Origin of the sequence: Rhizobium sp. R635, assembly GCF_002211285.1 — a bacterium.
GTDB lineage: Bacteria > Pseudomonadota > Alphaproteobacteria > Rhizobiales > Rhizobiaceae > Rhizobium.
On sequence record NZ_LOKX01000036.1, the window covers coordinates 163,548 to 189,173 of the forward strand.

Consider the following 25,626-nt stretch of genomic DNA (forward strand, 5'->3'; position numbering starts at 1 on the left):
TCTCTAGTTCTTTTAAGCGATGGTGGGCGCTCTGGCCGCAGTGATTCAATGTCATTATTGCTTGTTGAGAAACACGCGCGTGGCCTTGAAATACTCAATTCGCTGCAGGTAGAAAATCGCAATAATCGCGATCTCGAGTTGTTTTGCCAAGAAGGTTTTGCGGATGAGTTCGCCGAATATCGAAGATCGCGTCATCTCCCTTGGTAGTGGCCTGGCAGCTATTCCTGAGCGCCTTCTGTTGGCCCATGCTCGTGGCGAAGTCCTATTCATCTGTGGCGCAGGAATTTCTAAACCCGCGGGACTTCCTGACTTTCGAGAACTGGTAGTCGACGTGTATGCGCGTTTGGACACAAGTGTTCACGCCGTCTTGGCCGCTTTACCAGCTGGAGTATGTAATCAATGGCAAGTTGATTGCTCTGCCTTGACCGAACGTCAAACAGCCGAAGTTAAGCGTTTCATGCTTGGTGACTATGATGTCGTCCTTGGGATGCTTGAACGGCGACTTGATGACCAAACCCGCGGCGACAGCCAAGTCAGACGCGAGGTCGCCTCACGTCTCAATTCTGGTGTTCACACTCCTGCGCCGATTCATCGAGCGCTTATGCGGCTGGCGGACAGAGGTGGAGCAAGGACCATTGTCACGACAAATTTCGATCTCCTGCTTCAAAAGGCATCGCAAAAGCATCGATCGCCCGTTGCGACGTACGCGCTAGGATCGATCCCCAGACCCTCAAGGCAGACGGATTTCTCCGGCGTGCTTCATATACATGGCGCTCTGGCCACGGATCTTTTGCGCTTTTCCGAGCTTGTATTGTCGGACCAAGATTTCGGCGAATTTTACCTGCGTCGGCGTGTCGTTCCAGATTTTATTTACGACGCGGCGCGACTTTTTCACTTAGTCCTCGTTGGATACAGCGCCAATGATCCGCCGATGCGTTACCTATTGAATGCGGTCGCTGCGGATGGCAGTCGCTTCGACGATTTGAAGGAACGATTTACGTTCTATGGCACGAGCGTACCCGATCCGGTCGCTTTGGAGGACTGGAAAGCGCGTGGCATTACGCCGATACACTACGACTCGAATGGCAAGCATCAAGCGTTGTTGACAACGCTTGAGCGCTGGTCCGAACTCTCGGCTATCAACGGGAAGAAAGCAAAGATTGACTCGGAGCTTCGCCGGATAGTCAAGCTAAGTCGAGGAACAGCTCCAGAATCCGACCGAGACTTATTCGATCATCTGTTCCGGCGAAGCAATGCCAGTGAGCGGACGCGATTGTCATCGCTAGTATCCAGTGCGAAGGCGGACATAGACTGGCTGGATGCGATCGTGAAAATTAGTGCCGAAAGAGAGCGAGGCCGCAAACCATGAACCGACCGTGGGCCTTTCTCGACCCGCAGGCTCGGGACACGTTCCGAGCCACAGTCGCATTTCTGCACAAACGCTTGGCAGAACAAGGCACCATCGATTGGGCACTGCGCTTGAAACGTGATCAGCACGTTGAGCGGATGGCGATTGAAGACTTGTTGAGCGGTCCTGGCGCATTGAAGCTGCAGGAACCTTGGGCAACTGCTTGGCGCTTGATCGAAGAAAGCTGGTCCCCTGCTTATGCCGAGAAAGATGACGGAACAGCGATCTACGGGATACAAGAGCGCCTCCGTGGTGGAGATCATTCCGGCTCAGTTATTGCCGCAATTGTGAATCTTGTTGCTCCACGCCTCAAGGTCGAACCAATCGATGCTTGGCGTTGGCAGTTCACCAAAAAGCCGCGGAGCCCTAAGTCGTTCGAACACTTGCTTTCAGCGAGCCTGACGAGTGGCGATCTGATCGATCTCAACATCCTTGAATTATCTAGGGTAACGGATATCCAATTCCTGATTTCACTCGCCTGCGCGCTTGAAGCCGCATTGGTGCACGGTCTCGATATCGCTCGACGCCTTGGATGGGATGGAAAACCACGCTTCTGGCAGCTAGGGGGGTTGGGACGAGTATACTACGTTACCTCTGCTCCGCGAGTTGGCGAAAGCAGAGATCCTGATGCTCATCACCGCGGTATCGCCCCATCAACCAAGCTCCTCCACGCTATACTGGCTCGGATTGCTGATCTTGACCCTGCCGCCGCGCGGGGATTTGTGTCGCGATGGAGCCTGATCGAATCACCTGTGCATATTCGCCTTTGGGCTGCTATGTCCCGGAACTCGCAGCTAACCCCGACTGAGCATATCGGATCGTTCCTTCTTGAAGCCGATGATCGGGAGTTTTGGGATTTGCACGTGTTTCCGGAGATCACCGAGCTTCGGGCAAGACGCTTCCGGGAGTTGGATGGAAGAACCCGACAATTCATCATTGAACGGATTAAGAAGGGGCCGCCCCGGGATCACTGGCCAAGGAAAGCAGAAGCGGCCAAAGTTGAGAATGCCCGCCTCTATTGGGCCGTACGGGAACTGAAGCGTATTGAGACTGCGGGAGCGCAGCTGCCCGCCGATTCGAAGCCGTGGCTTAACGCTAGATCCGCACAGTTTGCTGATCTTGAAACGATGACCGTCGATGAAGGCTTCCCGGAGGAGACGAGCGTAGCATGGGTTCCTCGCAATCCCGATGATCGGTACGATACACTGGTGGGCCTTTCTCGGCTGCGGGCGCTTGAGACTGCGCTTTCTGCGAGCCGGCGCGGCTGGGACGACGATCCTGCTGAGCGGGCTAACGATTGGCTGCAACAGGAGGGAAACTCTTCGCTCATCCTTAGCGATTTAGAAACCGCGGAAAATGGCGGAGATAACTTCCCCAGAGTCTGGGACCATTTCGGTTGGGCACATTCACCGAGGTCGCCGCATCTCGCTGCCGCAACACAACGCGATCTCCAAGAAGAATCCGCAAGAGTCCTTGAGCTGTTGAATCAACTTTCGGAAGGAACGCTGAAAGCGGCGATACAAGGAATCAGCGCCTGGCTTGATGCCTGGGAGAACCAGATTGTTTTCCTGCCGCTGGAGTTGTCAGTATGGTTGCGAGTCTGGCCGGTTGCTGTTGAGACGACTAACACCAGACCAGAGGAAGGCGAAGATGCTGATATGAGCGTCACCGCTCCGTCCGCTGACAACGATCGGGAGCCGATGGATCTCGACACGCTCAACACCCCAGCCGGGAAGCTTGTTGGCGTGTTCTTGGCGGCATGCCCTAAGCTTACCACCAACTCACAGGCTTTCGCTCTAGAATCGACGGAACGGCAGATGCGCGATGTCGTGATCGCGTCGACTGGGCGAAGTGGCCTAATCGCACGACATCGCTTAATCGAGGCGCTGCCCTACTTCCTACACGCCGACCCTGTCTGGACTCAGGAACATCTGATTACCCCACTGCTTAACGACGACGGCGAGTCACTCGCGCTCTGGCGCGCCATCGCCCGGCGCACACATTTCACCGAAGTCTTGACGATTATCGGTGGCGTAATGGCAGAGCGAGCAACAGATCGCCGGCTTGGGCGAGAGACGCGGCGAGGACTGGTATTCAGCATCATCATCGAGTCGCTCCACGCCTTCCGCGAGGGACGGGAATCCGCCGTGCCCAATCCGCGGATTCAACAGATGTTGCGTACACTCGACGACGAAGTTCGTGCATCGGCGGCGAACGCGATACAGCAATTCGTCCGCGATTTATCCAAGGAGCCTTCCGAGGAGAGTCAGCCTGACCGCGAAGGACCGGAGAGCGCAGCTTCTGCGGCGACGTTGTTCCGGACCGCAGCTGCGCCGTTCCTTCGCGAGGTTTGGCCACAAGAGCGCTCCCTCGCAACCCCGGGCGTAAGTGGCGCCCTTGCAGATCTTCCCGCCACCTCAAAAGAGGCCTTCGCCGAGGCCGTCGATACAATCGCGCGTTTCCTCGTACCCTTTGAGTGTTGGTCGATGCTCGACTACGGCCTTTATGGCGACGAAAGTGGAACGAAAAAGCTCGCCGTCATCAATGACGAGGTTAAGGCACGAGCATTGCTGCGCTTGCTCGATCTGACGGTGGGCACATCGGAGGGCGCTGTCATTCCTTACGATCTTACCGATGCCTTGGACCAGATTCGATTGGTCGCGCCTTCACTTGCTGATGCACCAGCATTCCGTCGCCTTTCGACTGTGGCTCGCCGCTAAAGCTCAAAACATCGAAAACACTTGGCACCGTGCTTTCCAGCCCTAAAGCTGGAATAGTTCAATCGACGAGGGGGTGAGCAGCGGCGTGCCGTGCAGCCCCCTCATCCGGCTGCCGCCACCTTCTCCCCGCCGGGGAGAAGGGGTTGTGGCCACGCCTCGCCCGGCTTAAAACTCTGCTATAGAACGACGGTCGAGCGGCTTGCTCCCCTCTTCTCCCCAGCGGGGAGAAGGTGGCCCGCAGGGTCGGATGAGGGGGCCACACGGTACGCCCTTCCTTATCCCCTCACCCCTCCAACTCCACAATCGCACACCCATACCCCTCAAGCTCCAGCCTCCCCGCCACCATCTTCTCCCCATCCAGCAAATCCCGCCCAGCCGGCACCCCACTCACCGTCACAGCCTGATCCATATAATTCTGCACGAACAGCAGCCGCCGCTCCTCATTCATCCGCATCGTCACCTCCACCCCCTCGGGCAGCCCGCCGACCAGCGGCTCCACGCCCGCCGGCGCAAACAGCCGTTCCGTCAGCGCTTCCGTCAGCTCCGGCGTCAGATACGTCCCGAGATAGACCACCTGCCCCTTGCCCACCTTGCGGGAGGTCGCCATCGGCTGGCCTTCGGCGTAGCGGTTGGACCAGGCGGCGATGATTTCGACGTCGGGGGCGATGGTGAGGTTTTCGTAGAAATGGCCGGCGGGCATTTCGCGGTTGCCGATCTTGAAGCGGCGGACGCGGCGGTGGCTTTCGGCCGGCTTGTTCGGCGGGATGACGAGGCCGCCGGAGCGTTCCATCACGTCGAAGAGGCCGTTGGCGCCGGGGGCGGCGAGACGGCCGAAATCTTCGACGCGCACGCCGGTCAGTTTCGAAAGCGCAGTACCCGGCGCGGTTTCGCGGATGACGTGATTATCCTCGTTACGGGTGCCGGTGCGCGCGCCGATGACGACGGTGCCGCCGGATGCGGCGAAGGCTTCGAGCCTCGCCGTCCATTCGTCCTTCCACATCACCCAATGGGGGACATAGAAGAGCTTCAGCCTGGAAAGATCGTCCTCCGGATGGATGAAGCCGCAGGCGATGCCGCGATCGTAGCAATGCTGATGCAGCAGAATCGCATCGTCCTGCGGGCTCGGCAGGCCGATCGGATAGGTCTTGTGGGCTTCCTGATTGTCGAAATCGGAGCCGGCGATGCCGACATCCATGCGGACATAGGTGCCGAGGATCTTCGGCTGCAGCGCCGTCATCTCGGTCGCGAAGCGCGTGGCCTCCTCATAGCGATGGCGGCCGATATCGTCATGGTCGATGATGCCCATCCAATAGATCTCGGCGCCGAAATGGGCGGGCCGCCAGCGGAAGAACATCAGGCCGTCGGCGCCGTGGGCGACGGAGGAGAGCGCCATGCGGCGCAGCTCGCCCGGCTCCGGCGTCAGCGTGCAGAAGCCCGGCTGGCTGCCGAAGCCCGATTGCTGCTCGGGCACGATGTAATTGCCGGAAAAGCCGCGGCAGATATCGAGGTGCAGCGCCTGCACCTTGGCGTGGTTGCCGAGCCGCATGAACTCGTCATAGAGCATGGGATAGATGTCGTAACCGACGAAATCGAGATCCTTGCTGAACTGGCCGCGGAAATCGATATCCCGGAGGCCGCCGAGATTGTGGAAGACGAACCAGGAGGATTTCACCTCCCTGAGGATCTCCACCTGATCGTGCTGGAAGCGCGCCGTGGAGAAGGCGAGGAAGCGGTGGTAATCCTGCAGATGGCCGGGGCTCGGGAAGGTCGGGCCGAATTCGATCGGCAGCACCACCTGATCGAAGCTGTCATAGGCCGTCGCCCAGAAATCGCCGCCCCAGGCGGCGTTGAGCTTTGATATCTCGCGGTATTTATCGGCAAGGAAGGCCTGGAATTCGCTGAGCGTCGCCTTGGAGAAGCTTTCGGGCATGCTGGTGTTCAGCTCATTGTCGGTCTGCCAGCCGACAACATGCGGGTTGCCGCGATAATGCTCGGCCATCGCCCGGGTGATGCGCTTGCTGTGCTCGCGGAAGACGGGGCTTGCCGTATCGCAATGCTGGCGCGAGCCGTGGCTCATCGGCCGGCCCTTGCCGTCGACCCTTAAAATTTCAGGGTGCGCCGCCGTCAGCCAGCGCGGCGGGGTCGCCGTCGGCGTGCACATGATCGTATCGATGCCGTGGCGCCCGAGGATCGCGATGGCGCGGTCGAAGAGATCGAAATCATAGGTGCCGAGCTTCGGCTCCAGAATATGCCAGGCGAATTCGGCCATGCGCACGACATTGAAGCCGGCTTTCGCCATGCGCTCGGCATCGCGCTCCCAATAGCTTTCGTCGACATGCTCGGGATAATGCGGCACGCCGACGAGGAAGCGGTCGGTCTGGACGGTGTTCCATGCGGAGAGGGTCTTGTCGGACACGGGCGGTTCTTTCCTGATTACTTGTCGAGAATGGTCTTGCGGGCGCTGATCGTGCGGCCGCCATCGGGGGAGAAGAGATAGAGCTCGTTCGCATCGAGCTTCAGCGCCACTTTCTGCCCGGCGGCGAAGGGCGCGACATAGGAGAGCTGCGCGGTGATGTTGCCGGTGCCGCTTTCAGACGCGATGGTGCGGAGATTGCCGGCATCGACATAGAGAATGGTCTCGCGGCCGAGATGCTCGACGAGGCGGACTTCGCCATGGATGGCTCCGCCCTCGCTGCCCTCGGCGACCACCGAGATCGCCTCCGGCCGCACGCCGAGCGTGAGAGCCGCGCCTTTCGCCAGCGTCGTCGGCTGGGCAAGCTCCACCGTCAGCGGTGCGAGGCCGGGCGCGGAAACGGTCACGCTGCGGCCGGAGACCTCGTCGAGGGTGACGCCGAGGAAATTCATTCTCGGCGCGCCGAGAAAGCCGGCGACGAAGAGATTGTCGGGGTTGCGGTAAAGCTCCAGCGGCGAGCCGACCTGCTCGATGATGCCCTTGTTCAACACGACGATGCGGCTTGCCATGGTCATCGCCTCCACCTGGTCGTGGGTGACATAGACCATGGTGGCGCCGAGCTCGGCATGCAGGCTGCTGAGCTCGACGCGCATCTGGGTGCGCAGCGCGGCATCGAGGTTCGACAGCGGCTCGTCGAACAGGAAAACCTCGGGCGAGCGAGTGATCGCCCGGCCGATCGCCACGCGCTGCCGCTGGCCGCCGGAAAGCTGCTTCGGCCGCTTGTCCAGCTGGTCGCCGATGCGCAGGATCTTGGCCGCGCGGGCGACCGCCGCATCGATCTCGGCCTTCGGGCGCTTGGCCATGCGGAGACCAAAGCCCATATTTTCGGCCACCGTCATGTGCGGATAAAGCGCATAGGACTGGAACACCATGGCGATGCCGCGATCGCCCGGCTCCTGCCGGGTGACATCCCGGCCGTTGATCAGGATCCGGCCCGAGGAGATCGCCTCCAACCCGGCAATGCTCTTCAACAGCGTGGACTTGCCGCAGCCCGATGGACCGACCATGACGATGAACTCGCCCTGCGCCACGGAAAGATCGATACCGCGCAGCGCATGATAGGCGCCGTAATTCTTGTTGATCTCACGAAGTTCGAGACTGGTCATGTCCTGGCCCTCTCTTGTTGAAACGGAAGACGCCGGCTCATCCCTTCACCGCGCCCATGGTGAGGCCGGCGATGAAATGCCGCTGCATCAGGAAGAACATCACAACGGGCGGCACGGCGACGACGATCGTGCCCGCCGAAACCAGGTTCCAGGCCGAGACCCACTCGCCGCGCAGATTGGCAAGGCCCGCCGTGACAGGCTTGACGCTGTCGCTGACGGTCAGCACCACGGCCCAGAAATAATCGTTCCAGACGAAGGTGAAGATCAGGATGGCGAGCGCGGCAAGTGCGGGCCGCACCAGCGGGATCACCACATGGATGAGCGTCTGGAACGGCGAGGCCCCTTCAGCGCGCGCCGCCTGGAACAGCTCGTCGGGCAGTGCCGCGATGAAATTGCGCATGAAGAGCGTGGCAAACCCCGTCTGGAAGGCGACATGGAAGATGATCAGCGCCACCGTCGTATCGATCAGGTCGAGCCGCACCATCAGGTCGCGCACCGGGATCATCATGATCTGGTGCGGCAGGAAATTGCCGCCGACGAAGAGCGCGAAGATCAGCATGTTGCCGCGAAAGCGGTAGCGCGACAGCACGAAGCCCGCGAGCGTCGACATGACGAGCACGCCGATGACGGAGGGAATGGTGATCGTCAGGCTGTTGAGGAAATAGCGCGCCATCGGCGTGTCGGTGAAGACGGCCCGGTAATTGTCGATGACGCCGATCTCGGTCGGCCAGCCCCAGAGATTGCCGCCCATCACGTCAGCCGTCGAGCGGAAGGAAGTCAGCACGATGGCAAAGAGCGGGCAGAGCCAGAGGATGAGCACGACGACGACGGCGAACACATAGAGGCGGCGCTGCCAGATCGCGGTTTCGGGTATCGGACGAGGATACATCAGCCTCCCCTCTCTTCGCTGCGGATGATGTGGGTGAGATACCAGGCGATGAAGACGGCCATGATCACGAAGAGCACCGAGGCGATCGCCGCGCCATAGCCGAAGCGGTAGGAAAAGATCGACTGCTCGTACATCTGGTAGGCGAGCACCGAGGAGGAGCCGAACGGCCCGCCGGCGGTCATGACCGAGATCATGTCGAAGGAGCGCAGCGCGCCGACGACCGTCACGGCGATGGCGATGAACGTGACCTGCGTCAGCTGCGGCAGCACGATATGGCGCAGCATGTTCCAGCCCCTCGCCCCATCGACGCGGCCCGCCCCGATCAGCTCTTCGCTTAAGTTATTGAGCCCGGCGAGGTAGAGCACCATGCAGAAGGTGATCTGCGGCCAGAGCGCGGCGATGACGATCGCGAAGGTGACGAAATGTTCGTCGGAAAGCACGGCCGGCGCCACCGCCCCGAAAGCCCGGAAAATCAGCGCCAGCAGCCCGAACTCAGGCGTATAGACCCAGGTGAAGACGACGCCCACCGTCACCGAGGCGAGCACCAGCGGAATGAAGAACAGCGATTTCAGAAAGCGCATGCCCGCGATTTTCTGGTTGACCAAGAGCGCAATGGCGAGCCCGATCGGCGGTGCGGCCATGAACATGACGAGCCAGATCAGATTGTTCTTCAGCGACACGTAGAACTGCGGATCGTTGTAGAGCTCGACGTAATTGCCGAGCCCGATCCACACCATCGGCCCGAACCCGTCCCACTCGTGAAAACTGATCCACACGCTCCTGACCGCCGAGAGCAGGATGACGGTGAAGAACAGCGCGATCGCAGGCGCGATGAGCAGAGTCGGAGTCAGCCACCACCGCTGGCGGCGCCATAATGTCTGCATGTCGAGAACCTCGTATTATTCGTAGGGGCGTTGCCGCCCCTCAGCTTCTCACAAAGGCCGCCCCCCTCTTTTCGTCATGCTCGGGCTTGTCCCGAGCATCTAACCCCGTTCGATAGGGCAGCAGATCCTCGGCACAAGGCCGAGGATGACGTCGAGTTAAAGGCGGGCGTCGCCGGGAGTAAAGCGACGCCCTCTGTCTACCGACAAAGCCCGCCACCCCTTCCTTCGTCATGCTCGGGCTTGTGCCCCGAGCATCCAACCCCGGACCGATAGGGCAACAGATCCTCGGCACAAGGCCGAGGATGACGTCGAGTAAGGAGCGCGCTTCGTCAGCAAACCGGCAGCAAGCTCAGATCTTATAAATCCGCTTCCGCGTCCCCTCGAGCCGCGTGAGGATCGCCTTGCGCCGGTCGGGCTTAGCCATGAACTCCTGGAAACCGACGAGGCCGGCCTGGGCCATGTCCGGATCGCTGTCGCGGTCGTAATATTGCGAGGCGCCCTGCACCGTCTTCATCGTCTCCACGGCGACGTTGACGAGCGGGTCCTTGCTCGCAGGCAGGTCGTGGCGCGGCGGCACGTTGCCGCCCGGCTCCAGATAGGCGGCCAGGTTTTCCGGCTTGTAGAAATAGGCGAGGAAATCGCGCGCGCCCTGCTTGTTCTTCGCCTTGGCGGGAATATGGACCGAATTGACCGAGAATTCCTCGAAATGGCCGATCTTGGGATCGAGCACCGGGAAAGTCGCGTAGGCAAGCTGCGGCAGGTCGGCTTCGGTGAAGGCCGAGCGCAGGAAGGCGCCGAGGTTCATCATGCCGGCCTTCTTCTGCGCCAGAAGTGCTGCGGCCTCCTGCCAGCCGAAGGAGGTATGGTTCGGGGTGAAGAAGCCCTTTGAAATCATCGCCTCCCACTGGTCGAAGACGGGGGTCAGCGCCGGATCGAGATAGCTCATCTCGCCGTTCATCAGCGCCATGTGCCTGTCGAGCCCGTTGATGCGCAGGTTCATCTGGTCGAACCAGCCGGCCGCCGGCCACAATTCCTTGGTGCCCATCGCAACCGGGGTGATGCCCGCCGCCTTGCACTTGTCACCATAGGCCATGAAGTCCTCGGCGGTCTTCGGCACGGTCAGGCCGTATTGATCGAACACGTCCTTGCGGTAGAACATGCCCCAGAGCGTGCCGCCCGTGGGCAGGCCGTATTGCTTGCCGTCATCGGTGACGGCGCCGGCCGTCGCACCCAGCACGTCCTTGTATTTTTCCTTCTCGAAAAGGTCGGAAATATCGTCGAACAAGCCGCGCTTGACGAAGGCGCGCATGCGGTTTCCGGAAAACCAGAAGCAGATGTCGGGCGCGCCGGCGACGAGATAGTTGCGGATCGCCGTCTTGTGCGCCTCGTGGTCCATATTGTTGACGACCACGTTGACGCCGGCCTCCTTGCCGAAGCCCGCCGCGATCGATTTCAGCGCATCGAGCGCCGCACCGTTGTTTTCCGAAGAGATGATCGTGACTTCCTGCGCCTGCGCGATCGCAGGCATCGGAAAGCTGCCCGTCACCGCCGCAGCGGAGACGAGGCCCGCTCCCTTGAGAAAGGTTCTGCGGGTGGTTGCAGGAAATTGCTTCGAATATGTCATTGAATTCCTCCCGGTTGATCGATCAACACCGCCCTCTTCCAGCGGCTCCTCCTTGAAGCCCGCCCGATCAGGCGCTCGACATGCCGACCCTCCACGATGCAACGCCCCTAATCCGTTTGGCTCGTTCTGTTGATCGGCGGGCAGACTTATGCATAAATCAAACCGACCCGCAATAATTAATTTACAAAATTAAGGAATGCAAAGTGAAGCTGAAAGGCGACCAGACCACGGCGAGAGCCATGAACCGACGCCTCATCCTCAACCTTCTCAGACGCGAAGGGCCGAGGAGCCGCGCCGATATCGCAACCGTGATCGGCTTGAGCCCCGCCGCCGTCACCTTCGTCGTCGCCGATCTCTTGGAAGAGGGTATCGTCACCGAGGGCAAGGCCGTGCCCGGCCCGGCCGGCCGCCGGCCGATCCCGGTCGAGATCAATTACGAGCATTCGCTCGCCGTCGGCTTCAAGCTGATGGTGGATTCGGTGGAGTGCGTGGCGACCGATCTCGCCACCAATCCCGTCGCCGCCATGCGCGTCGATCTGAAGGGCCACGATCCGGATTATGTCGCCGATCTCCTGGCGGCCACCGTGCCCGAACTGGTGAAGCTCGCCGGCCGGCCGAAAGCCAAGCTCGCCGGCATCGGCATCTCCATGCCCGGCGTCATCAACCACGAACAGACCGCCTGCGTGCGCAGCCACCGCTTCCAATGGGACAACGTTCCGCTGGCCTCGCTGCTGGCTGCCCGCGTCCATGTGCCGGTCTGGCTGGAGGACGACACCAACGCCTACGCCATCGCCCAGCAGCTTTTCGGCCTCGGCCGCCAGCACCGCAACATGGCCGTGCTCGCCGTCGGCGTCGGCATCAGCTGTGCGCTTGTTATCGACGGCAAGCTCTATCGCGGCGCCAATGGTGCGGCCGGCAAATTCGGCCACACGCTGTTCGAAGAGAACGGCCGCCTCTGCGAATGCGGCAAGCGCGGCTGCCTGATGGCCTATCACTCCGAACTCTCGATGCTGCGCCGCTGGCGTGAAGCGACCGGCCGCGGCGAAGAACTCGGCCTCCCCCAACTCTGCGAAGCCCTCGCCGCAGGCGACGCCACCGCCACCGCCCTCGTCGCCGCTTCCGGCCGCGGCATCGGCACGGCACTCGCCAACCTCGTCAACATCACCGACCCCGAAGTCATCGTCGCCGGCGGCGAAGCCGTCTCCCTCGGCGATCCCTTCCTCACGCCCCTGCGCGAAGCCCTCGCCGCCCGAACCTTCCGCACCGCCCCACCGCTGCTGCCCGACTGGGAGGACAACTCCTGGGCAAGAGGTGCTGCGGCGCTGGTAACGCAGAAGATCTTCGACTTCGAGTCATCGGGCGGCGTGACGGATATTGCGACGCTTGGCGCGAGAGGCTCGACCTCGGCGGCTTGATGAGAAGGCGACAGAGTTTCCCCCGACGGGTCCTACCAAGCAGCCCCCTCATCCGCCTGCCGGCACCTTCTCCCCGCTGGGGAGAAGAGACTTGTGGCACTGCCGAATACACATCCAAACGACAGCGGTAAACTGGAAGCGAGGCGCTGCCACGAATCTCTTCTCCCCAGCGGGGAGAAGGTGCCGGCAGGCGGATGAGGGGGCCGCGATTGCCCCGTTGCAATTCACCTCCACCCAACTACCTTTTTGGTATCAGGCCACTCAAGACAAACGACCGCGAGCAAACCATGTGCCGAAACATAAAACCTCTGTTCAATTTCGACCCACCGGCGACGGACGACGAGGTCCATGATGCCGCGCTCCAGTTCGTGCGCAAGCTCAGCGGAGCGACCAAGCCGTCGAAGCGCAATGAGGCCGCGTTCGAGCGCGCGGTCAGTTCGATCGCCGCCTGCGCCCGCGAACTGATCGATTCATTGGAGACCTCTCAACCACCTCGCGACCGCGAGGAAGTCGCGGCGAAGGCGCGGGCGAAAAACGCGGTCCGGTTCGCCTGACCCGCAGATACATTCGCTTACAAAAACCCAGATTTCCCGACACATGCCTGGTTCATTCATCGGCTGAAATGTCATCGCGGCCAACGAGCCGGCAATGGTCAGTTCAGGAAGGATGACACGATGAAAATGATCCAGGCGATAACACTCGCCCTTCTCCTCGGCACGGCTGCGGCAGCGCATGCGGAGCAGCCGCTGCAGCGCACCGATCTCGTCAGCGGCGATATCGACGTGCCCGGCCACGCAGCCGTGCAGGTGCGTGTCGATTTCGCGCCCGGCGTTCTCGCGCCGCGACACGCGCATCCGGGCGAAGAGATCGCCTACGTTCTGGAGGGCGTGCTGGAATACAAGCTCGACGGCCGGGAGCCGGTGATCCTCGAGGCCGGCCAGTCCCTGTTCATTCCCTCCGGCGTGGTGCATTCGGCCAGGAACGTCGGCGACGGCAAGGCATCCGAGCTGGCGACCTATGTCGTGCGCAAGGACGAGGCGCTGGTCGTGCCCGCCAACTGAGCCTTGCACTCTCTAGAGATACTTTCGCAGGAAGGTGCGAACGCTGCCGATGGATTTTGCGGCGGCGTTCGGATTGTATTTTTCGATATGACCCAGCACCCTCCTTCCGGCGCGGAATTCCGGGGCGTCGAAATTGTGGTAGGTGCCCTGATAGATGTTGAGCTCGATGGGCGCGCCATCGTCACCAAGGGAGGCGAGCCTTTTCCGGCATTGGTCGGCGGGGCTCCAATTGTCTCGATCGCCGGTCAAGATCAGGGTCGGCACCGTCGCCTCGCCCTGAGTTGCCGCGCAGCGCGGATAGTAGGCGACCGCCGCCTTGAACTTGCGGTCCATGAGCTGTTCGTTGCCTTGGATTTTCGTCCCGTCCAGCGTTACGGTGCCGCCCGTCGAAAAACCCATCAAGGCGACGCGCCTGATATCGACGAAGCTCGCTTTCGACAGATAATCCAGGGCTCCATAGGCGTCGAAGACACGATCGGGAAGAGAGCGCTGGCAGGCGTCCATGATGTTGCGGGTGGTGAAGCTGTCGACGATGAGCACGACGTAACCCCAGGAAACCAGCCGTTTCGGCCAAAGGTCTTTGACGCTCGAACGCATGCCCTCGCATCCATGCAGGAGAACGACTGCCGGGAAAGGGCCATCTCCCCGCGGGCGAGACACGTAACCGAGCAATGGCGTCCCTTGCGGTTGAGGGAGAGTTTCCGCCTGTTCTTTCGCCTTGCGTATTCGAAAGGGGCTCAGCTTGACCGGCGCGCTTTCGAAGCGCACCAGTTCGTCGGCATAGAGCGGGCCAGCATGTGGCACGATGCCGAGACAGATGGCAAAACAGAAGCAAAATCTCGCGATTTGCACTGAACTACCCTCGACCGGATTGTATCACGTGGCGAGCGGACTTGCGTTCGGCATCGCCTCGAGGCAGGTTAGCCGAATATCGGCAAATGCGCCATCGGCTGGCGACTTATGTCGTGCGCAAGGGCGAGGCGTTGCCAAGTGAGGCTGCGTCGGAGGGTGTCGCGACCTGCGAAGGTGTGCCGTGTGGCCCCCTCATCCGACTCTTCGGGCTACCTTCTCCCCGCTGGGGAGAAGGGACTTGCGGCACTGCCGCATTCACATTCAAGCGACGGTAGATCGAAAGCTGGACGCCGCCACGAAATCTCTTCTCCCCAGCGGGGGTCCGAAGGACGGGTGAGACCCGTGGCTCACCCAGGTCGGTGGCGGCAGCCGGATGAGGGGGCCTCGCGGCACACCCTACCCTATCTCAACTCACGCCACGCGACAGGTCATACACCCTCAAAACTCATCCCACTGCCCGCTCGCCAGCGCCGCATTGCCCTGCGTCGGATACGCCCTGGCCACCTTTGCCCGGAGATCGCGCGCCGGAGAGCCGGTTTCCGCCGGCCTTGCCGGCGCCGGTCTGCGGAATGCGCTTGTCTTGTCGATGTTGAATTCGGCGAGCATGGCGGCGATCCGGCTGATCTCGCGCACCAGCGCGTGGCTTGCAGCGGTGGATTCCTCCACCATGGCGGCGTTCTTCTGGGTGCCCTGGTCCATGGCGTTGACGGCCATGTTGATCTCGGCGAGCGCGGTCGCCTGTTCGCGCGCGGCCTCGACGATCGAGCCGATGTGGCGGTCGATCTCCTTGACCTCGTCGACGATGACGCTCAGCGCCTCGCCCGTCTCGCCGACCAGCGAAACGCCCGTCTTCACGTGCTCGCCTGATGTGTTGATCAGTTCCTTGATCTCCTTTGCCGCCTTGGCCGAGCGCTGGGCGAGCTCGCGCACTTCCTGGGCGACGACGGCAAAGCCCTTGCCGGCCTCGCCGGCGCGCGCGGCTTCCACGCCGGCATTCAGCGCCAGCAGGTTGGTCTGGAAGGCGATCTCGTCGATCACGCCGATGATGCTGGATATTTCGCGCGAGGAACTGTCGATCGCGCCCATCGCGGTGACCGCCCGCTCGACGATCTGGCCGGATTTTTCCGCGCCCGTGCGCGCCCTTGCGACCAACTGGCCCGCCTCTTCCGCGCGCCGGCTGGAATCCTTGACTGTCGTGGTGATCTCTTCGAGTGCGGCTGCCGTCTCCTCGATGGAGGCCGCCTGCTGCTCCGTGCGCTTGGCAAGGTCGTCGGCGGCCGAGCGGATCTCCTGCGAGCCGGCATTGATCTGCGAAGCGGCGCCATCGATCTCGCGGATCGTGCCCGTCAACTGCTCCAGCGCATGGTTGAAATCATCGCGCAGCCGGTGATAGGCGGCGGGCAGCTCGTCGGTGATGCGGTAGCTGATATCCTTGGCGACGATGGCGGCCATCGCCTTGCCGAAACAGTCGCTGACCAGCTTCTGTTCGCTGGCAATCGCGTCGGCCTGCGCCTTCTGCTTGGCGACCTCGGCCTCGTCGATATAGACCGAAATGGCAAGATCCATATCGAGCATCGCGGCCTTGACCAGGCTTGCCAGCGCCTTGCCGAACTCCGCCGGTTTCATCGTCTTGCGGGAGAACATCCCCTGCGGAAACATCTCCTCGACCGCGCTCCGGATCAGGTGATCGACGATGATCGCGTAGCCGCCGATATACCACCTCGGCTCCAGGCCGATGCGCGCATGAACGGTGCCGATGGTGCGGACCTTGCCGACATAATCCTCGCTGAAATTGCCGTCCGAAATATTGGCCCAATGCCCCATCTGGGCGCCCTTGGCCCGGGCGATGTGCTCGTCGGAGGAAAAGAAGCGCTTGACCTCGGGGCTGTTGCGCAGCTGCGCATAGAACTTGTCGAGACCACGCGGCAGCTCGCGCTCGATCAGCGCTTTCAGCGAACGGATGCCGGCGCGCCCCTGCTCGTCGAGCTCCATGAATTCGAGGCGGCGCTCGATATTCTGGTTTTTCGACTGAGCCTGATCACCCCTATGCGCATGGGAAAAGTTCTGCATGAATCCCTCTTGAAACAGAATTTCTCGAACGATGCGGCGCGGGCTCCAGCTTCCAATCCAGTGCCCGCGCCTCTCGAACTAAAGTCGAATTGATGGCCGCATGGTTGACAAAGGGTAAACGGCCTTGGCAGACCGCAATGATGCGGCGCTAAATGGATAGAAGTGCGGGTTTTGGATGCCGCCTCGATGTAAGTGTGGCCGCGATAGCGGACGAGTGTCCGGCCTCGTGGATGGCGACGTTTTTGGGATTCAACGGCTTAAGTCCATGCCAGCAACGCGTCGTTCGATGTGCGTGCGGCCCCGAAGGGTCGGATGAGGGGGCCACACGGCACGCCCTTCTTAATTCGAGGAGCGCAAGATCAATCAAAACCCACCACTTCCCCGTGCCATCCCCTTGCCGCGCACGCAGCAGCCGCCTATCCTCCGGCCGGCGGTCGCGCCCCATGTCAGGGGCTGCATTTGGGGAACCGCAAGGATTTGACGATGCTTCGCATATTGACCGGATTTTTCAGCCTTCTTTACTTGTCCTGCCTCGCCTCGCCGGCTCTTGCCGCGGATAAATTCTGCCAGCAGAGGGAAACGATTCTCGCCTTCAGCGACATCGTGCTCAATGGCCACGACGCCTTGCCGCCGGCGGCCGTGGATAAGTACGGCCCCGAGGCGGCCTATCTCAAGATCCGCTATGCGGGGCTTGGCAATGAGGAAACCCGCATCCTGCTCGCCGCAGTGCTTCAACGGAGTCCCAGTTCTCAGGCTGCGGACGACCTCGTCTCTGCCTGGTATCTCCATCGCTTCGGTCACAAGGCGTTCCGTGGCGCGGCCAGCGCCGAAAAATTCGATGAAATGATGTCGGGGCTTCGCATATCGGGCATCCGCGCGCTGCTGCTGGACGGTGGCGAAGATCTGCTGACGAAGCGGCTCGCTGCCTTTCCCTTCATACCGCTCGACACCACGGCCGGCGCATTCACCAAAGGCGGCGGCGTGATTTCGGCGTCGATCGTCGATCAGTCGGACGAATTCAAGGAGAAGATCGTCCGCACGGCGGAAGCCAACGGTGTGCCCGACATAGCAAACTATCTGGCAGCGAGCGAAAACGACCTTTCGGCATGGGACCGCTTCATTGCCCGCGGCAGCACGAAAGGCAGTAAGGTTCGGCCGGATTTCGATGCCAATTTTGCGCGAGCCATGGTCGGGCATCCCAGAGTGAGTGGGAAAAGCCCGGAGCAGGAACAACTCCAGCATATCTTCATCGGAATGGCGTTCGAACCCGAGGAAAGCTTTTTGGAGAGCGTGACTGTGGTCGACGGTGAGTACAAGATCGGCGCTCTCGTTGCTCAAAGGCTGACGCAGCAAATCCAGAGCGGCGCGATCCAGAGAAGCGGCACGATGGATGCCGGCTGGCTCTTTGGCTATCGAACCGCCATCGATCTTGCCGGGCGATCGCAAATCGAGACCAATCTGGAGAAGAGAGCTTATTACGGCAAACGTTACGTCGGGACATCAGGTGCCTTCACCATCCGCGACGTCATAGATCGCCTGCTCGCCGTCGAGGCTCTGCAGCCTTACGTGACGGGCAAGGCGGATGCCGTGCCACCCAGACCCGAGGACTTATCCAACAAGATCAACTGGCCGCGCTGGACCGAGATGGCGACCAAGGTGCGCGATGACGCCATCTCGCCGATTCTCGCCGCCGATCTCGAAACCTTCGGCATCGTGACCGAACTACTCTTCGCCAAAGGCGATCAGGAGGCCTTGCGAGCCTTTATACGGCAGGCCCCGAGCGGTGAAGCCCGCCTCTCCGTCGCCAATGATTTCGCCATGCGCCTCGACCGCGCCTGCGCCGCCTATCTCTACCATCCGGGCGAAGCCTTCACGCTCAACGGCCGGCCGATCTTCAAGTTCGATACGGAGTGAGACGCGATAAAAATCAGCGCCACAATGGCCGCATTGGACAGTCCGTTTGGGAGCCGCAGACAATGAAAACCGCCATCATATTCGACTGTGAATTTCTCTGCCTTGAAGGCTCGCAGCGCCGGTTCTGGTGTGGGGCGCATGATCCCGATCCGGTCATCGCTGAGATCGGCGCCGTCAAGCTCGGCCTCGAAGGCGAATTCCCGATTCTCGATACGCACAAATCCTATATCAAGGCGGTCGACCGCTTCGGCGGACGGTATCCGCTCGATCCCTACTTCACCGATCTCACCGGCATTACCGAGGCGGATATCGAGGCTCATGGCGTTGCCTTGCAGGAGGCGCTTTCCGCTGTCGACAGCTTCTCGGGCGGCGCCCGCTTCTGGTCCTGGGGCAAGGACGAGATGAACATGATGGCGATCAGCTGCTATGTCGCCGGCATCGAGCCGCCCATCCCGGCCCGCCGCTTCGACAACGCCGTCAAGCTGCTCCTTGCCGCCGGCATGCCGATCGAGGATCTGGCAAAAACGCGGAGCAGCAAACTCGCCGACTATTACGGCGTCGAACATCCCCCATTCCAGGCGCATGACGGTCTCGATGATGCTCTGTCGATATCATACACGCTGCAGCATCTGATGCGGATCGGGAAACTGGATCCCGAGCTTTTCGACCGGCCCTGAGGGCCAAAGCTCTAAAGCAGTGCCCGACGAAATGACAGGCACCGCTTCTCCCACGAACGGCGCGGCGTTCGTGACGCCTTACTGCTGCGGCTGCGCCGGCGGCGGGGTGCCGATCTTTTCCAGAACCTTCTTGGCGAGAGCCGGATCGCTCTGCGCGGCCGTCAGGATCGACGAATATTCCTCGACCGAGATGTCGTTGGAGGCCTGGACGGTTTCGACCATCTGCTTCTTGGCTTCGTCCTGCAGCTTCTGCTTTGCCGCCTGGTCCTTCGTCGCATCGATCTTGGCCGAATATTCCTGCCGGACCTTGTCGACCTGCACATAGGCGACGGCGAAGGCTTCAAGTTTCTGATCGCTGACGGGGGCCGCCGCGCCGCTGCCGCCGCCCTGTCCCTGCATCGGCGCCTGGCCCTGCGCGGCCGGCTGCTGTTGCGCCTGGGCAAGCTCCGTCGCATATGCCGGGCTGAGAGCAAGAAGGCTGAAAGCCGCGGCGGTCATCGTTGCGAGGGATGTGTAACGAGTGATCATTTTCATTCCTTTTCCGGTGATTTTGGACGGCAGCAAGACCGCCTCGGTCGATCGCTCAGCCGCTCGAAAAGGCTGGCGAGGTCGCGACGATGAAGCCTGAAAAGGGCTCGATGCGGCGATAACGGGGCCATTTACTGACGATTGAGCGGCGGCTTTGTGGCATCAGCCCGAGTTCAGCGCGCAAACTTCCGCGCTCCGGCCACGCAGAAAATGACGGCCACCGTCACGCCGAGCATCGTCCATGTCACCGGCTCGTGCAGCAGGGTGGCGGCGAGCGCCAGGCCGAAGAAGGGTTGGAGCAGCTGCAGCTGGCCGACGGCGGCGATGCCGCCCTGCGAGAGGCCGCGATACCAGAAGATGAAGCCGATCAGCATGGAGAACAGCGAGACATAGGCAAGGCCGATCAGCGCCGGCGTTTCGATGCCGGAAAACGTCGCCGGCCGGTAGGCGAAGGCGACCGCGATCATGATCGGCAGTGACAGCACCAGCGCCCAGGAGATCACCTGCCAGCCGCCGAGCGTGCGCGACAGCCGGCCGCCTTCGGCATAACCGAGGCCGCAGGCGAGGATGGCCGCGAGCATCAGGAGGTCGCCGACCGGCGAGGCCGTCAGGCCCTGCGCCAGAGCGAAACCCGCCACCACCGCACTGCCGAGAATGGAGAAGAGCCAGAAGGCCGGCTTCGGCCGTTCTCCGCCGCGGATGACGCCGAAGGTCGCGGTCGCGAGCGGCAAGAGGCCGATGAAGACGATCGAATGGGCCGACGTGACGTGCTGCAGCGCCAGCGCCGTCAGCAGCGGAAAGCCCACCACGACGCCGAGCGCCACGACGATAAGGGAGAGAATGTCGCGCCCGGCCGGCCGCTTCTCACGGAAGACGATCAGCAGGCAAAGCGCCAGAATGCCGGCGATCGCCGCGCGCGCCACCGTCAGGAAGACCGGATCGAACTGCGCCACCGCCACGCGCGTCGCCGGCAGCGAACCGCTGAAGATCACCACCCCGATCAAACCATTGATCCACCCTGCCGTCATGCGCTCCATATGCACTCCTTCCCGATGCATGCCGCCCTGTGCGGCATGCATAAAAACAATGACCTAAGCCGCGTTTCCTGAATCGAATTCGCAAGAACGGGCCGTTCACCCTTATCCGCCGATACCGATAGCCATGACAGTGACGGTCTGATACGGTTTGGCAAAACTGTTATGGTGCGGAAGGCAGTACGGATGAACGAAGAGCTGGCGGGACGCACCCGCGTCGAGATGGTCATGGCGACGATCCGGCAGCGCATCGCCGGGCGCAGCCTGACGCCGGGGGCAAGGCTGCCCTCGGTGCGCGGCCTCGCGTCCAGCATGAAGCTCTCGACCTCGACCGTCGTCGATGCCTATGAGCGCCTGGTCGCCGAAGGCGCGATCCTGTCACGGCCGGGTTCGGGCTTCTATGTCGCCAACCAGGCCGCCCCCTTCGCGCTGGCCGAAGCCGGGCCGAAGCTCGACCGCGCCGTCGATCCCTTCTGGATCTCGCGGCAATCGCTGGAGGCCGATGATGCCGATCTCAAGCCTGGCTGCGGCTGGCTGCCGCCCTCCTGGCTTCCCGGCGACGGCATGCGCCGGGCGCTCAGAACCCTTGCCCGCGCCGAGGGGTCGGCCCTTGCCGATTACGGCTCGCCGCTCGGCCTGCCGCCGCTGCGCCAGCTGATTTCGCGGCGCATGGGCGAACGCGGCATCGAGGCCTCGCCGGATCAGATCCTGCTTGCCGAGTCCGGCACGCAGGCGATCGACCTCATCTGCCGCTTCCTGCTCGAACCCGGCGACACCGTGCTGGTCGACGATCCCTGCTACTTCAATTTCCATGCGCTCTTGCGCGCCCACCGGGCAAAAATCGTCGGCGTGCCCTATACTTCAGCCGGCCCGGATCTCGAGCTTTTCGCGCAGACCCTCGCCGAACATCGCCCGCGCCTCTACATCACCAATTCCGCCATCCACAATCCCACCGGCGCGACACTCTCCCCGGTCACGGCCCACCGCCTCCTGAAACTCGCCGACCAGTTCGACCTCACCATCATCGAGGACGATATCTTCGCCGATTTCGAATATACGGCCGCACCCCGCCTCGCCGCCTTCGACGGGCTGGAGCGTGTCATCCATATCGGCAGCTTTTCGAAAACGCTCTCGGCGTCCGCCCGCTGCGGTTTCGTCGCCGCCAGGCCCGAATGGATCGACGGCCTCACCGACCTCAAGATCGCCACCTCCTTCGGCGGCGGCCGGATGACGGCCGAAGTCGTGCTCAACGTCTTGAGCGACGGCGGCTACCGAAAACACATGGAAACGCTGCGCCAGCGGCTGGCGCGCACCATGGCCGAGGTCTCCGCCCGGCTGAAAGGCCTCGGCATCACCCCCTGGCTGGAACCCCAGGCCGGCATGTTCCTCTGGTGCCGCCTGCCCGACGGCATCGACGCGGCCGATGTGGCCCGCGCGGCATTGGAAAAGCGCATCGTGCTGGCGCCGGGAAACGCCTTCAGCCTGTCGCAGTCGGCGACGAATTTCATGCGGTTCAATGTATCGCAGACGCTGGATGCGCGGGTGTTTGCGGTGTTGGCGGATGTGTTGGGGAGGTAGGATTAGTTCGAGGGCCTCATCGCACGCCCAATCATGCCCTTCGCTTACGCTTCGTGCATTCGCTCCGAAGCGGGATAGACCCCTCCCCAACCCCTCCCCACAAGGGGGAGGGACTAATCTGAGGCACCGCCTCGCTCCTCCCGTAACGTCGAAGAATTGGAAAGTTGGTGCGGCAAGTTAAGCCCTTCCCCCTTGTGGGGAGGGGTTTGGGGCGGGGTCTTTTACCCCAATCAAAACGACCGATTGACCGCCTTGTCATTCTCCAGCCGCGTCACACATCCTTCCAGCTTCGCAAGCAGCAGATCGAAATCCAGCGGCTTCGTCAGATAATCCGCAGCCCCGGCACGCAGCCCCGCCAGCGTGTTTTCGCGGTCGGTCAGCGCCGTCAGCAGGATGAAGGGGATGTTGGAGAATTGCGGATGGTTGATCTGGATTTCCGCCAGCAGCTGGTGGCCGTCCATGACGGGCATCGAGATATCGCTGATGACGATGTCGGGCCATTTCGACAGGATCATTTCCAATCCCTCTGCGCCGTTTGCGGCCTCCAGCGTCCTGTATCCGGCTTCGTTCAGCTCCTCGACGAGGAGGTTCCGGATCTCGACTTCATCTTCTATGCACAGGACAGTGACCATGAGATTTTCCTTAGGCTGCAAATTGTTGGCCCTGCGATAGGCGCTCTATCGGCAGGAGAATCGTAAACACCGTGCCCTTGCCGAGCTCGCTTCTCACCTCGACCCTGCCGCCGTGCAGTTCGACGACCTGCTTGACGACGTTGAGGCCGATGCCGGTTCCGGCAATGCCGGTGGCGCTGCGGGCGCGGAAATAGGGCTGGAACAGTTTCGGCAGATCCTCGGCATCGATACCGATGCCGCTATCGGCGACCGAAATCTCCACCATCTTTTCGTCGGTCCGGGCGCGAATATGAATATCACCCGCATGGGGCGAATATTTGACGGCGTTCGAGATCAGGTTGGTAAACACCTGTTCCATCGCGCTGCGATCGAATGTCAAACGATCCGGGATCGGCTCGATATCGAGATGGAGCACATGCGAGCGGCTGAGCGGGCGCTGCCTCTCGCAGCACTCGGCGAGCAGCGCTTTCAGATCGCCCTCGCTGCATTTCAGCGTAATCTGCCCGGTTTCCAGCCTGCCGCTGGCAAGGATGCTCTCCATCAGGCCGACCATGCGCACGACGGCGCTGCGGATCACGCCGGCTTTCTCGCGAACGTAATCTCCGCTGACATTGGCGGTGGAGCGGCAGAGCCGCTGGGCGGCCGCATCGATGATGGCGAGCGGCGTGCGGAACTCGTGCGAGGCCATGGCGACGAACTGGCGCTGCAGCGCATTGACGTGGCGTTCATGCGCAAGCAGCCGGTCCAGCTCTTCCCTCTGCCTTTCGATTTCGGCGGTGCGATCGGCCACCATCTCTTCCAGATGGTTGCGGTGGTGGGTCAGCTCGGCCTGGCTGTCGAGCAAGGTCAGCGAGGTGCGGTGCAGCCCGCGCCCGAGCCAGAAGACGGCAGTGATCAGTATCACAAGGCAGCCGAGCCCGGCCGGCGCGATCTGCTTCAGCAGCATGAAGCCCGGCCGGATGGGCGGCCAGACGAGATAACCGATCGTGCCGCCGTCATGCGAGGCCACCGGCACCTGCGCCCGCTCGTCCGGGCCTTTGACGAGCGCGAAACGCAGCCCTTCGAGCCGGGCATAATGGGCGATGTTTTCGGCGACTTTGCCATCGATGAATTTGACCGAGACGGCGATGAACTCCTGGCCCGGCTCGATCTGCATCCTCGTCGAGCTCGGCAGCATGGGACGCGCGCTTATTATCGCCGGCCGGTTGCCGATCATGATCGTGCGCACCTGCGAGAGCTGGCCGAGCGGCGCGGCGCCGGGCTTTGCGGCACTTTCGGCAAGGGCGGCGCGCATTTCGCCGGCAAGCGCCGTCATCTCCTCGCCATCGTCGCTGCCGAGCCTCGGCGGCATGGCATCCGTCCCGTCGCGGAAGGCGAACATCAGCCGGTTGCTATCGTCGAAAATATAGGTCCTGTCGTGACCGAAATACTGGCTGGTCCACCGCCCGACATTGTCGAGCAGCCATTCATGGTTCCGCTGCTTGGCATAGAGAAAGGCGTCGTCCCATTTGGTGACGCTGTCCTGTTCGCGCGGAAGCGCCTTGATCTGCTCTTCCAGCCCCTGGCCGACGAAATCGGCCTGCCGCCGCAGCGAAATGTCATCGACCTTCACGGAAGCAAGCCAGGCAAACCCGCAAAACAACACCGCCGCCGCCGAGGTGAGCGTCACCAATACGAACGTGATGTGCGATGTCAGCCCGACCTTCAATACCCGCAACCTTTTGACGGCGTCCGCTGCCGAGAAATTGACACGCAAAGGTTGACGGACGGTGAATTGCGCCTGGCGGGCAATTGTCGCAGGCGTCAACATCCAGGAGAGCCTCATCCTGAGAGCTTGTGAATGTTCGGATGTCGTGCCGTGTGGCCCCCTCATCCGACCCTGCGGGCCACCGACCGGGGTCGAGCCGCGGGTCTCGACCCGTCCTTCGGACCCCCGCTGGGGAGAAGAAGGGAGCAAGCCGCCTGTCCTCGTTTCCAAAAGAGAGCTTCAAGAAGGGCGAAACGTTGCCACGAGTCTCTTCTCCCCAGCGGGGAGAAGGTGCCGGCAGGCGGATGAGGGGGCCACGCGGCACACCTTTCAATCCTGGTGCCCCCCGCGCTCAAAAAAAGCACGCCGGCGCCGGCCCTCCTACCCAGGCCGCCGCACCGCGCGGATCTTGCCGCTGCCGCCTCCACCGCAGAAGAAGCAGCCGGCACCGTCGGATTCGAGGCCTGAGACACCGGTGCCTTCGGGCATGTCGAGCCGTTCCAGCACCTCGCCCGTCTCGGGGTCGATGCGCCTGATGTCGCTGTCGTCGCCTTCCCAGGTGCCGTGCCAGAGCTGGCCGTCGACCCAGGTGACGCCCGTCACGACCCGGTTGGATTCGATGGTGCGCAGGATCTTGCCGGTTTCGGGATCGATCTGATGAATCCTGCGGCCGCGATGCTGGCCGACCCAGAGTGTGCCCTCCGCCCAGGCGAGGCCGGAATCGCCGCCATTGCCGGGGGCCGGGATGGTGGAAAGGATCTTTCCGGTCTTCGGGTCGATCTTGTGGATGACGTCCTCGGCGATCTGGTAGAGGAATTCGCCGTCGAAGGCCGTGCCGGCATGGGAGGCGACTTCGATGGAGCGCACCACCTCGCCGCTGTCGGGATCGAGCGCGTTCAGCCTGTCGCCCGAGGCGAACCAGACGTGCCGGCCGTCGAAGGTGACGCCGTTGACGCGCTCGGCGTCCGGAAAGGGTCCATATTCACGCAGGATGGTCGCGGCAGACTTCTTCAT

Annotated in this window: 19 protein-coding genes and 1 pseudogene; 8 read left to right on the top strand and 12 right to left on the bottom strand. The window is 62.1% G+C overall.

The genetic code is table 11. The annotated features are described in order from the left end of the window. The first annotated feature begins 163 nt into the window (after positions 1–163). Positions 164–1,369, top strand: a complete 1,206-nt coding sequence (locus tag ATY78_RS26690; protein WP_088685295.1) for an SIR2 family protein — start codon at positions 164–166, stop codon at positions 1,367–1,369. Beyond that, the gene (locus tag ATY78_RS26695) at positions 1,366–4,128 is read left to right on the top strand and encodes a hypothetical protein (protein ID WP_088685296.1); all 2,763 of its coding nucleotides are present in this window, start codon (positions 1,366–1,368) and stop codon (positions 4,126–4,128) included. Before ATY78_RS26690 ends, ATY78_RS26695 begins: the two co-directional genes overlap by 4 nt. A 283-nt stretch (positions 4,129–4,411) precedes the next feature. Here the strand turns inward: ATY78_RS26695 and ATY78_RS26700 are convergent, their stop codons facing one another. From ATY78_RS26700 to ATY78_RS26720, 5 genes are all read right to left on the bottom strand, one after another. Continuing rightward, the gene (locus ATY78_RS26700; protein WP_088685297.1) at positions 4,412–6,544 is read right to left on the bottom strand and encodes a beta-galactosidase; all 2,133 of its coding nucleotides are present in this window, start codon (positions 6,542–6,544) and stop codon (positions 4,412–4,414) included. Positions 6,545–6,561: 17 nt separating this feature from the next. Beyond that, complete coding sequence (gene ugpC, locus ATY78_RS26705) at positions 6,562–7,707, bottom strand: sn-glycerol-3-phosphate ABC transporter ATP-binding protein UgpC (RefSeq protein ID WP_088685298.1); 1,146 nt, start codon at positions 7,705–7,707, stop codon at positions 6,562–6,564. Positions 7,708–7,744: 37 nt separating this feature from the next. Then, on the bottom strand, positions 7,745–8,596 hold the full coding sequence (locus ATY78_RS26710) for a carbohydrate ABC transporter permease (protein ID WP_088685299.1): 852 nt from the start codon (positions 8,594–8,596) through the stop codon (positions 7,745–7,747). Then, positions 8,596–9,480, bottom strand: a complete 885-nt coding sequence (locus ATY78_RS26715; RefSeq protein WP_088685300.1) for a sugar ABC transporter permease — start codon at positions 9,478–9,480, stop codon at positions 8,596–8,598. The genes ATY78_RS26710 and ATY78_RS26715 overlap by 1 nt, the downstream gene beginning before the upstream one ends. Positions 9,481–9,829: 349 nt before the next feature. After that, positions 9,830–11,104, bottom strand: coding sequence for an ABC transporter substrate-binding protein (locus tag ATY78_RS26720; protein ID WP_088685301.1), 1,275 nt, complete (start codon positions 11,102–11,104; stop codon positions 9,830–9,832). A 203-nt stretch (positions 11,105–11,307) separates the two neighbouring features. On the opposite strand from ATY78_RS26720, the gene ATY78_RS26725 reads away from it, so the two are divergent. The 3 genes from ATY78_RS26725 to ATY78_RS26735 all read left to right on the top strand — a co-directional run bounded on the left by ATY78_RS26725 (position 11,308) and on the right by ATY78_RS26735 (position 13,580). Continuing rightward, complete coding sequence (locus ATY78_RS26725; RefSeq protein ID WP_088685302.1) at positions 11,308–12,519, top strand: ROK family protein; 1,212 nt, start codon at positions 11,308–11,310, stop codon at positions 12,517–12,519. 287 nt (positions 12,520–12,806) lie between these two features. Next, positions 12,807–13,073, top strand: coding sequence for a DUF2277 domain-containing protein (locus ATY78_RS26730; protein ID WP_088685303.1), 267 nt, complete (start codon positions 12,807–12,809; stop codon positions 13,071–13,073). A gap of 120 nt (positions 13,074–13,193) precedes the next feature. Beyond that, positions 13,194–13,580: a cupin domain-containing protein gene (locus tag ATY78_RS26735; protein ID WP_088685304.1), complete on the top strand. Its 387-nt coding sequence runs from the start codon at positions 13,194–13,196 to the stop codon at positions 13,578–13,580. A gap of 12 nt (positions 13,581–13,592) precedes the next feature. On the opposite strand, the pseudogene ATY78_RS26740 reads toward ATY78_RS26735, so the two are convergent. Then, positions 13,593–14,360, bottom strand: a pseudogene (locus ATY78_RS26740) (dienelactone hydrolase family protein); the annotation flags it as partial. A 510-nt stretch (positions 14,361–14,870) separates the two neighbouring features. Continuing rightward, the gene (locus ATY78_RS26745; protein ID WP_088685306.1) at positions 14,871–16,502 is read right to left on the bottom strand and encodes a globin-coupled sensor protein; all 1,632 of its coding nucleotides are present in this window, start codon (positions 16,500–16,502) and stop codon (positions 14,871–14,873) included. 483 nt (positions 16,503–16,985) lie between these two features. On the opposite strand from ATY78_RS26745, the gene ATY78_RS26750 reads away from it, so the two are divergent. After that, positions 16,986–18,416: a hypothetical protein gene (locus tag ATY78_RS26750; RefSeq protein ID WP_088685307.1), complete on the top strand. Its 1,431-nt coding sequence runs from the start codon at positions 16,986–16,988 to the stop codon at positions 18,414–18,416. Positions 18,417–18,478: 62 nt separating this feature from the next. Continuing rightward, positions 18,479–19,093 (top strand): 3'-5' exonuclease, encoded by a 615-nt coding sequence (locus ATY78_RS26755; protein WP_088685308.1) that lies wholly within the window; start codon positions 18,479–18,481, stop codon positions 19,091–19,093. 78 nt (positions 19,094–19,171) lie between these two features. Here the strand turns inward: ATY78_RS26755 and ATY78_RS26760 are convergent, their stop codons facing one another. Then, positions 19,172–19,621, bottom strand: coding sequence for a DUF4168 domain-containing protein (locus tag ATY78_RS26760; RefSeq protein ID WP_088685363.1), 450 nt, complete (start codon positions 19,619–19,621; stop codon positions 19,172–19,174). A gap of 173 nt (positions 19,622–19,794) precedes the next feature. Beyond that, positions 19,795–20,658 (bottom strand): DMT family transporter, encoded by an 864-nt coding sequence (locus ATY78_RS26765; RefSeq protein WP_088685364.1) that lies wholly within the window; start codon positions 20,656–20,658, stop codon positions 19,795–19,797. A gap of 162 nt (positions 20,659–20,820) precedes the next feature. On the opposite strand from ATY78_RS26765, the gene ATY78_RS26770 reads away from it, so the two are divergent. Further along, on the top strand, positions 20,821–22,233 hold the full coding sequence (locus tag ATY78_RS26770) for a PLP-dependent aminotransferase family protein (RefSeq protein ID WP_088685309.1): 1,413 nt from the start codon (positions 20,821–20,823) through the stop codon (positions 22,231–22,233). A gap of 230 nt (positions 22,234–22,463) precedes the next feature. Here ATY78_RS26770 and ATY78_RS26775 read toward each other — a convergent pair whose 3' ends face one another. The 3 genes from ATY78_RS26775 to ATY78_RS26785 all read right to left on the bottom strand — a co-directional run bounded on the left by ATY78_RS26775 (position 22,464) and on the right by ATY78_RS26785 (position 25,626). Next, entirely contained in the window at positions 22,464–22,865 is a 402-nt protein-coding gene (locus ATY78_RS26775; RefSeq protein ID WP_088685310.1) for a response regulator, read from the bottom strand. A 10-nt stretch (positions 22,866–22,875) separates the two neighbouring features. Beyond that, positions 22,876–24,621: an ATP-binding protein gene (locus ATY78_RS26780; protein ID WP_245313638.1), complete on the bottom strand. Its 1,746-nt coding sequence runs from the start codon at positions 24,619–24,621 to the stop codon at positions 22,876–22,878. Between the two features lie 372 nt (positions 24,622–24,993). Beyond that, positions 24,994–25,626 (bottom strand): PQQ-binding-like beta-propeller repeat protein, encoded by a 633-nt coding sequence (locus tag ATY78_RS26785; protein WP_088685311.1) that lies wholly within the window; start codon positions 25,624–25,626, stop codon positions 24,994–24,996.

Coding starts and splice junctions, on each gene's coding strand:
- ATY78_RS26775 (WP_088685310.1), bottom strand. CDS start 22,865: ATGGTCACTGTCCTGTGCATAGAAGATGAAGTCGAGATCCGGAACCTC.
- ATY78_RS26715 (WP_088685300.1), bottom strand. CDS start 9,480: ATGCAGACATTATGGCGCCGCCAGCGGTGGTGGCTGACTCCGACTCTG.
- ATY78_RS26750 (WP_088685307.1), top strand. CDS start 16,986: ATGCTTCGCATATTGACCGGATTTTTCAGCCTTCTTTACTTGTCCTGC.
- ATY78_RS26720 (WP_088685301.1), bottom strand. CDS start 11,104: ATGACATATTCGAAGCAATTTCCTGCAACCACCCGCAGAACCTTTCTC.
- ATY78_RS26690 (WP_088685295.1), top strand. CDS start 164: ATGAGTTCGCCGAATATCGAAGATCGCGTCATCTCCCTTGGTAGTGGC.
- ATY78_RS26695 (WP_088685296.1), top strand. CDS start 1,366: ATGAACCGACCGTGGGCCTTTCTCGACCCGCAGGCTCGGGACACGTTC.
- ATY78_RS26760 (WP_088685363.1), bottom strand. CDS start 19,621: ATGATCACTCGTTACACATCCCTCGCAACGATGACCGCCGCGGCTTTC.
- ATY78_RS26745 (WP_088685306.1), bottom strand. CDS start 16,502: ATGCAGAACTTTTCCCATGCGCATAGGGGTGATCAGGCTCAGTCGAAA.
- ATY78_RS26765 (WP_088685364.1), bottom strand. CDS start 20,658: ATGGAGCGCATGACGGCAGGGTGGATCAATGGTTTGATCGGGGTGGTG.
- ugpC (WP_088685298.1), bottom strand. CDS start 7,707: ATGACCAGTCTCGAACTTCGTGAGATCAACAAGAATTACGGCGCCTAT.
- ATY78_RS26785 (WP_088685311.1), bottom strand. CDS start 25,626: ATGAAGAAGTCTGCCGCGACCATCCTGCGTGAATATGGACCCTTTCCG.
- ATY78_RS26730 (WP_088685303.1), top strand. CDS start 12,807: ATGTGCCGAAACATAAAACCTCTGTTCAATTTCGACCCACCGGCGACG.
- ATY78_RS26755 (WP_088685308.1), top strand. CDS start 18,479: ATGAAAACCGCCATCATATTCGACTGTGAATTTCTCTGCCTTGAAGGC.
- ATY78_RS26770 (WP_088685309.1), top strand. CDS start 20,821: ATGGTGCGGAAGGCAGTACGGATGAACGAAGAGCTGGCGGGACGCACC.
- ATY78_RS26710 (WP_088685299.1), bottom strand. CDS start 8,596: ATGTATCCTCGTCCGATACCCGAAACCGCGATCTGGCAGCGCCGCCTC.
- ATY78_RS26735 (WP_088685304.1), top strand. CDS start 13,194: ATGAAAATGATCCAGGCGATAACACTCGCCCTTCTCCTCGGCACGGCT.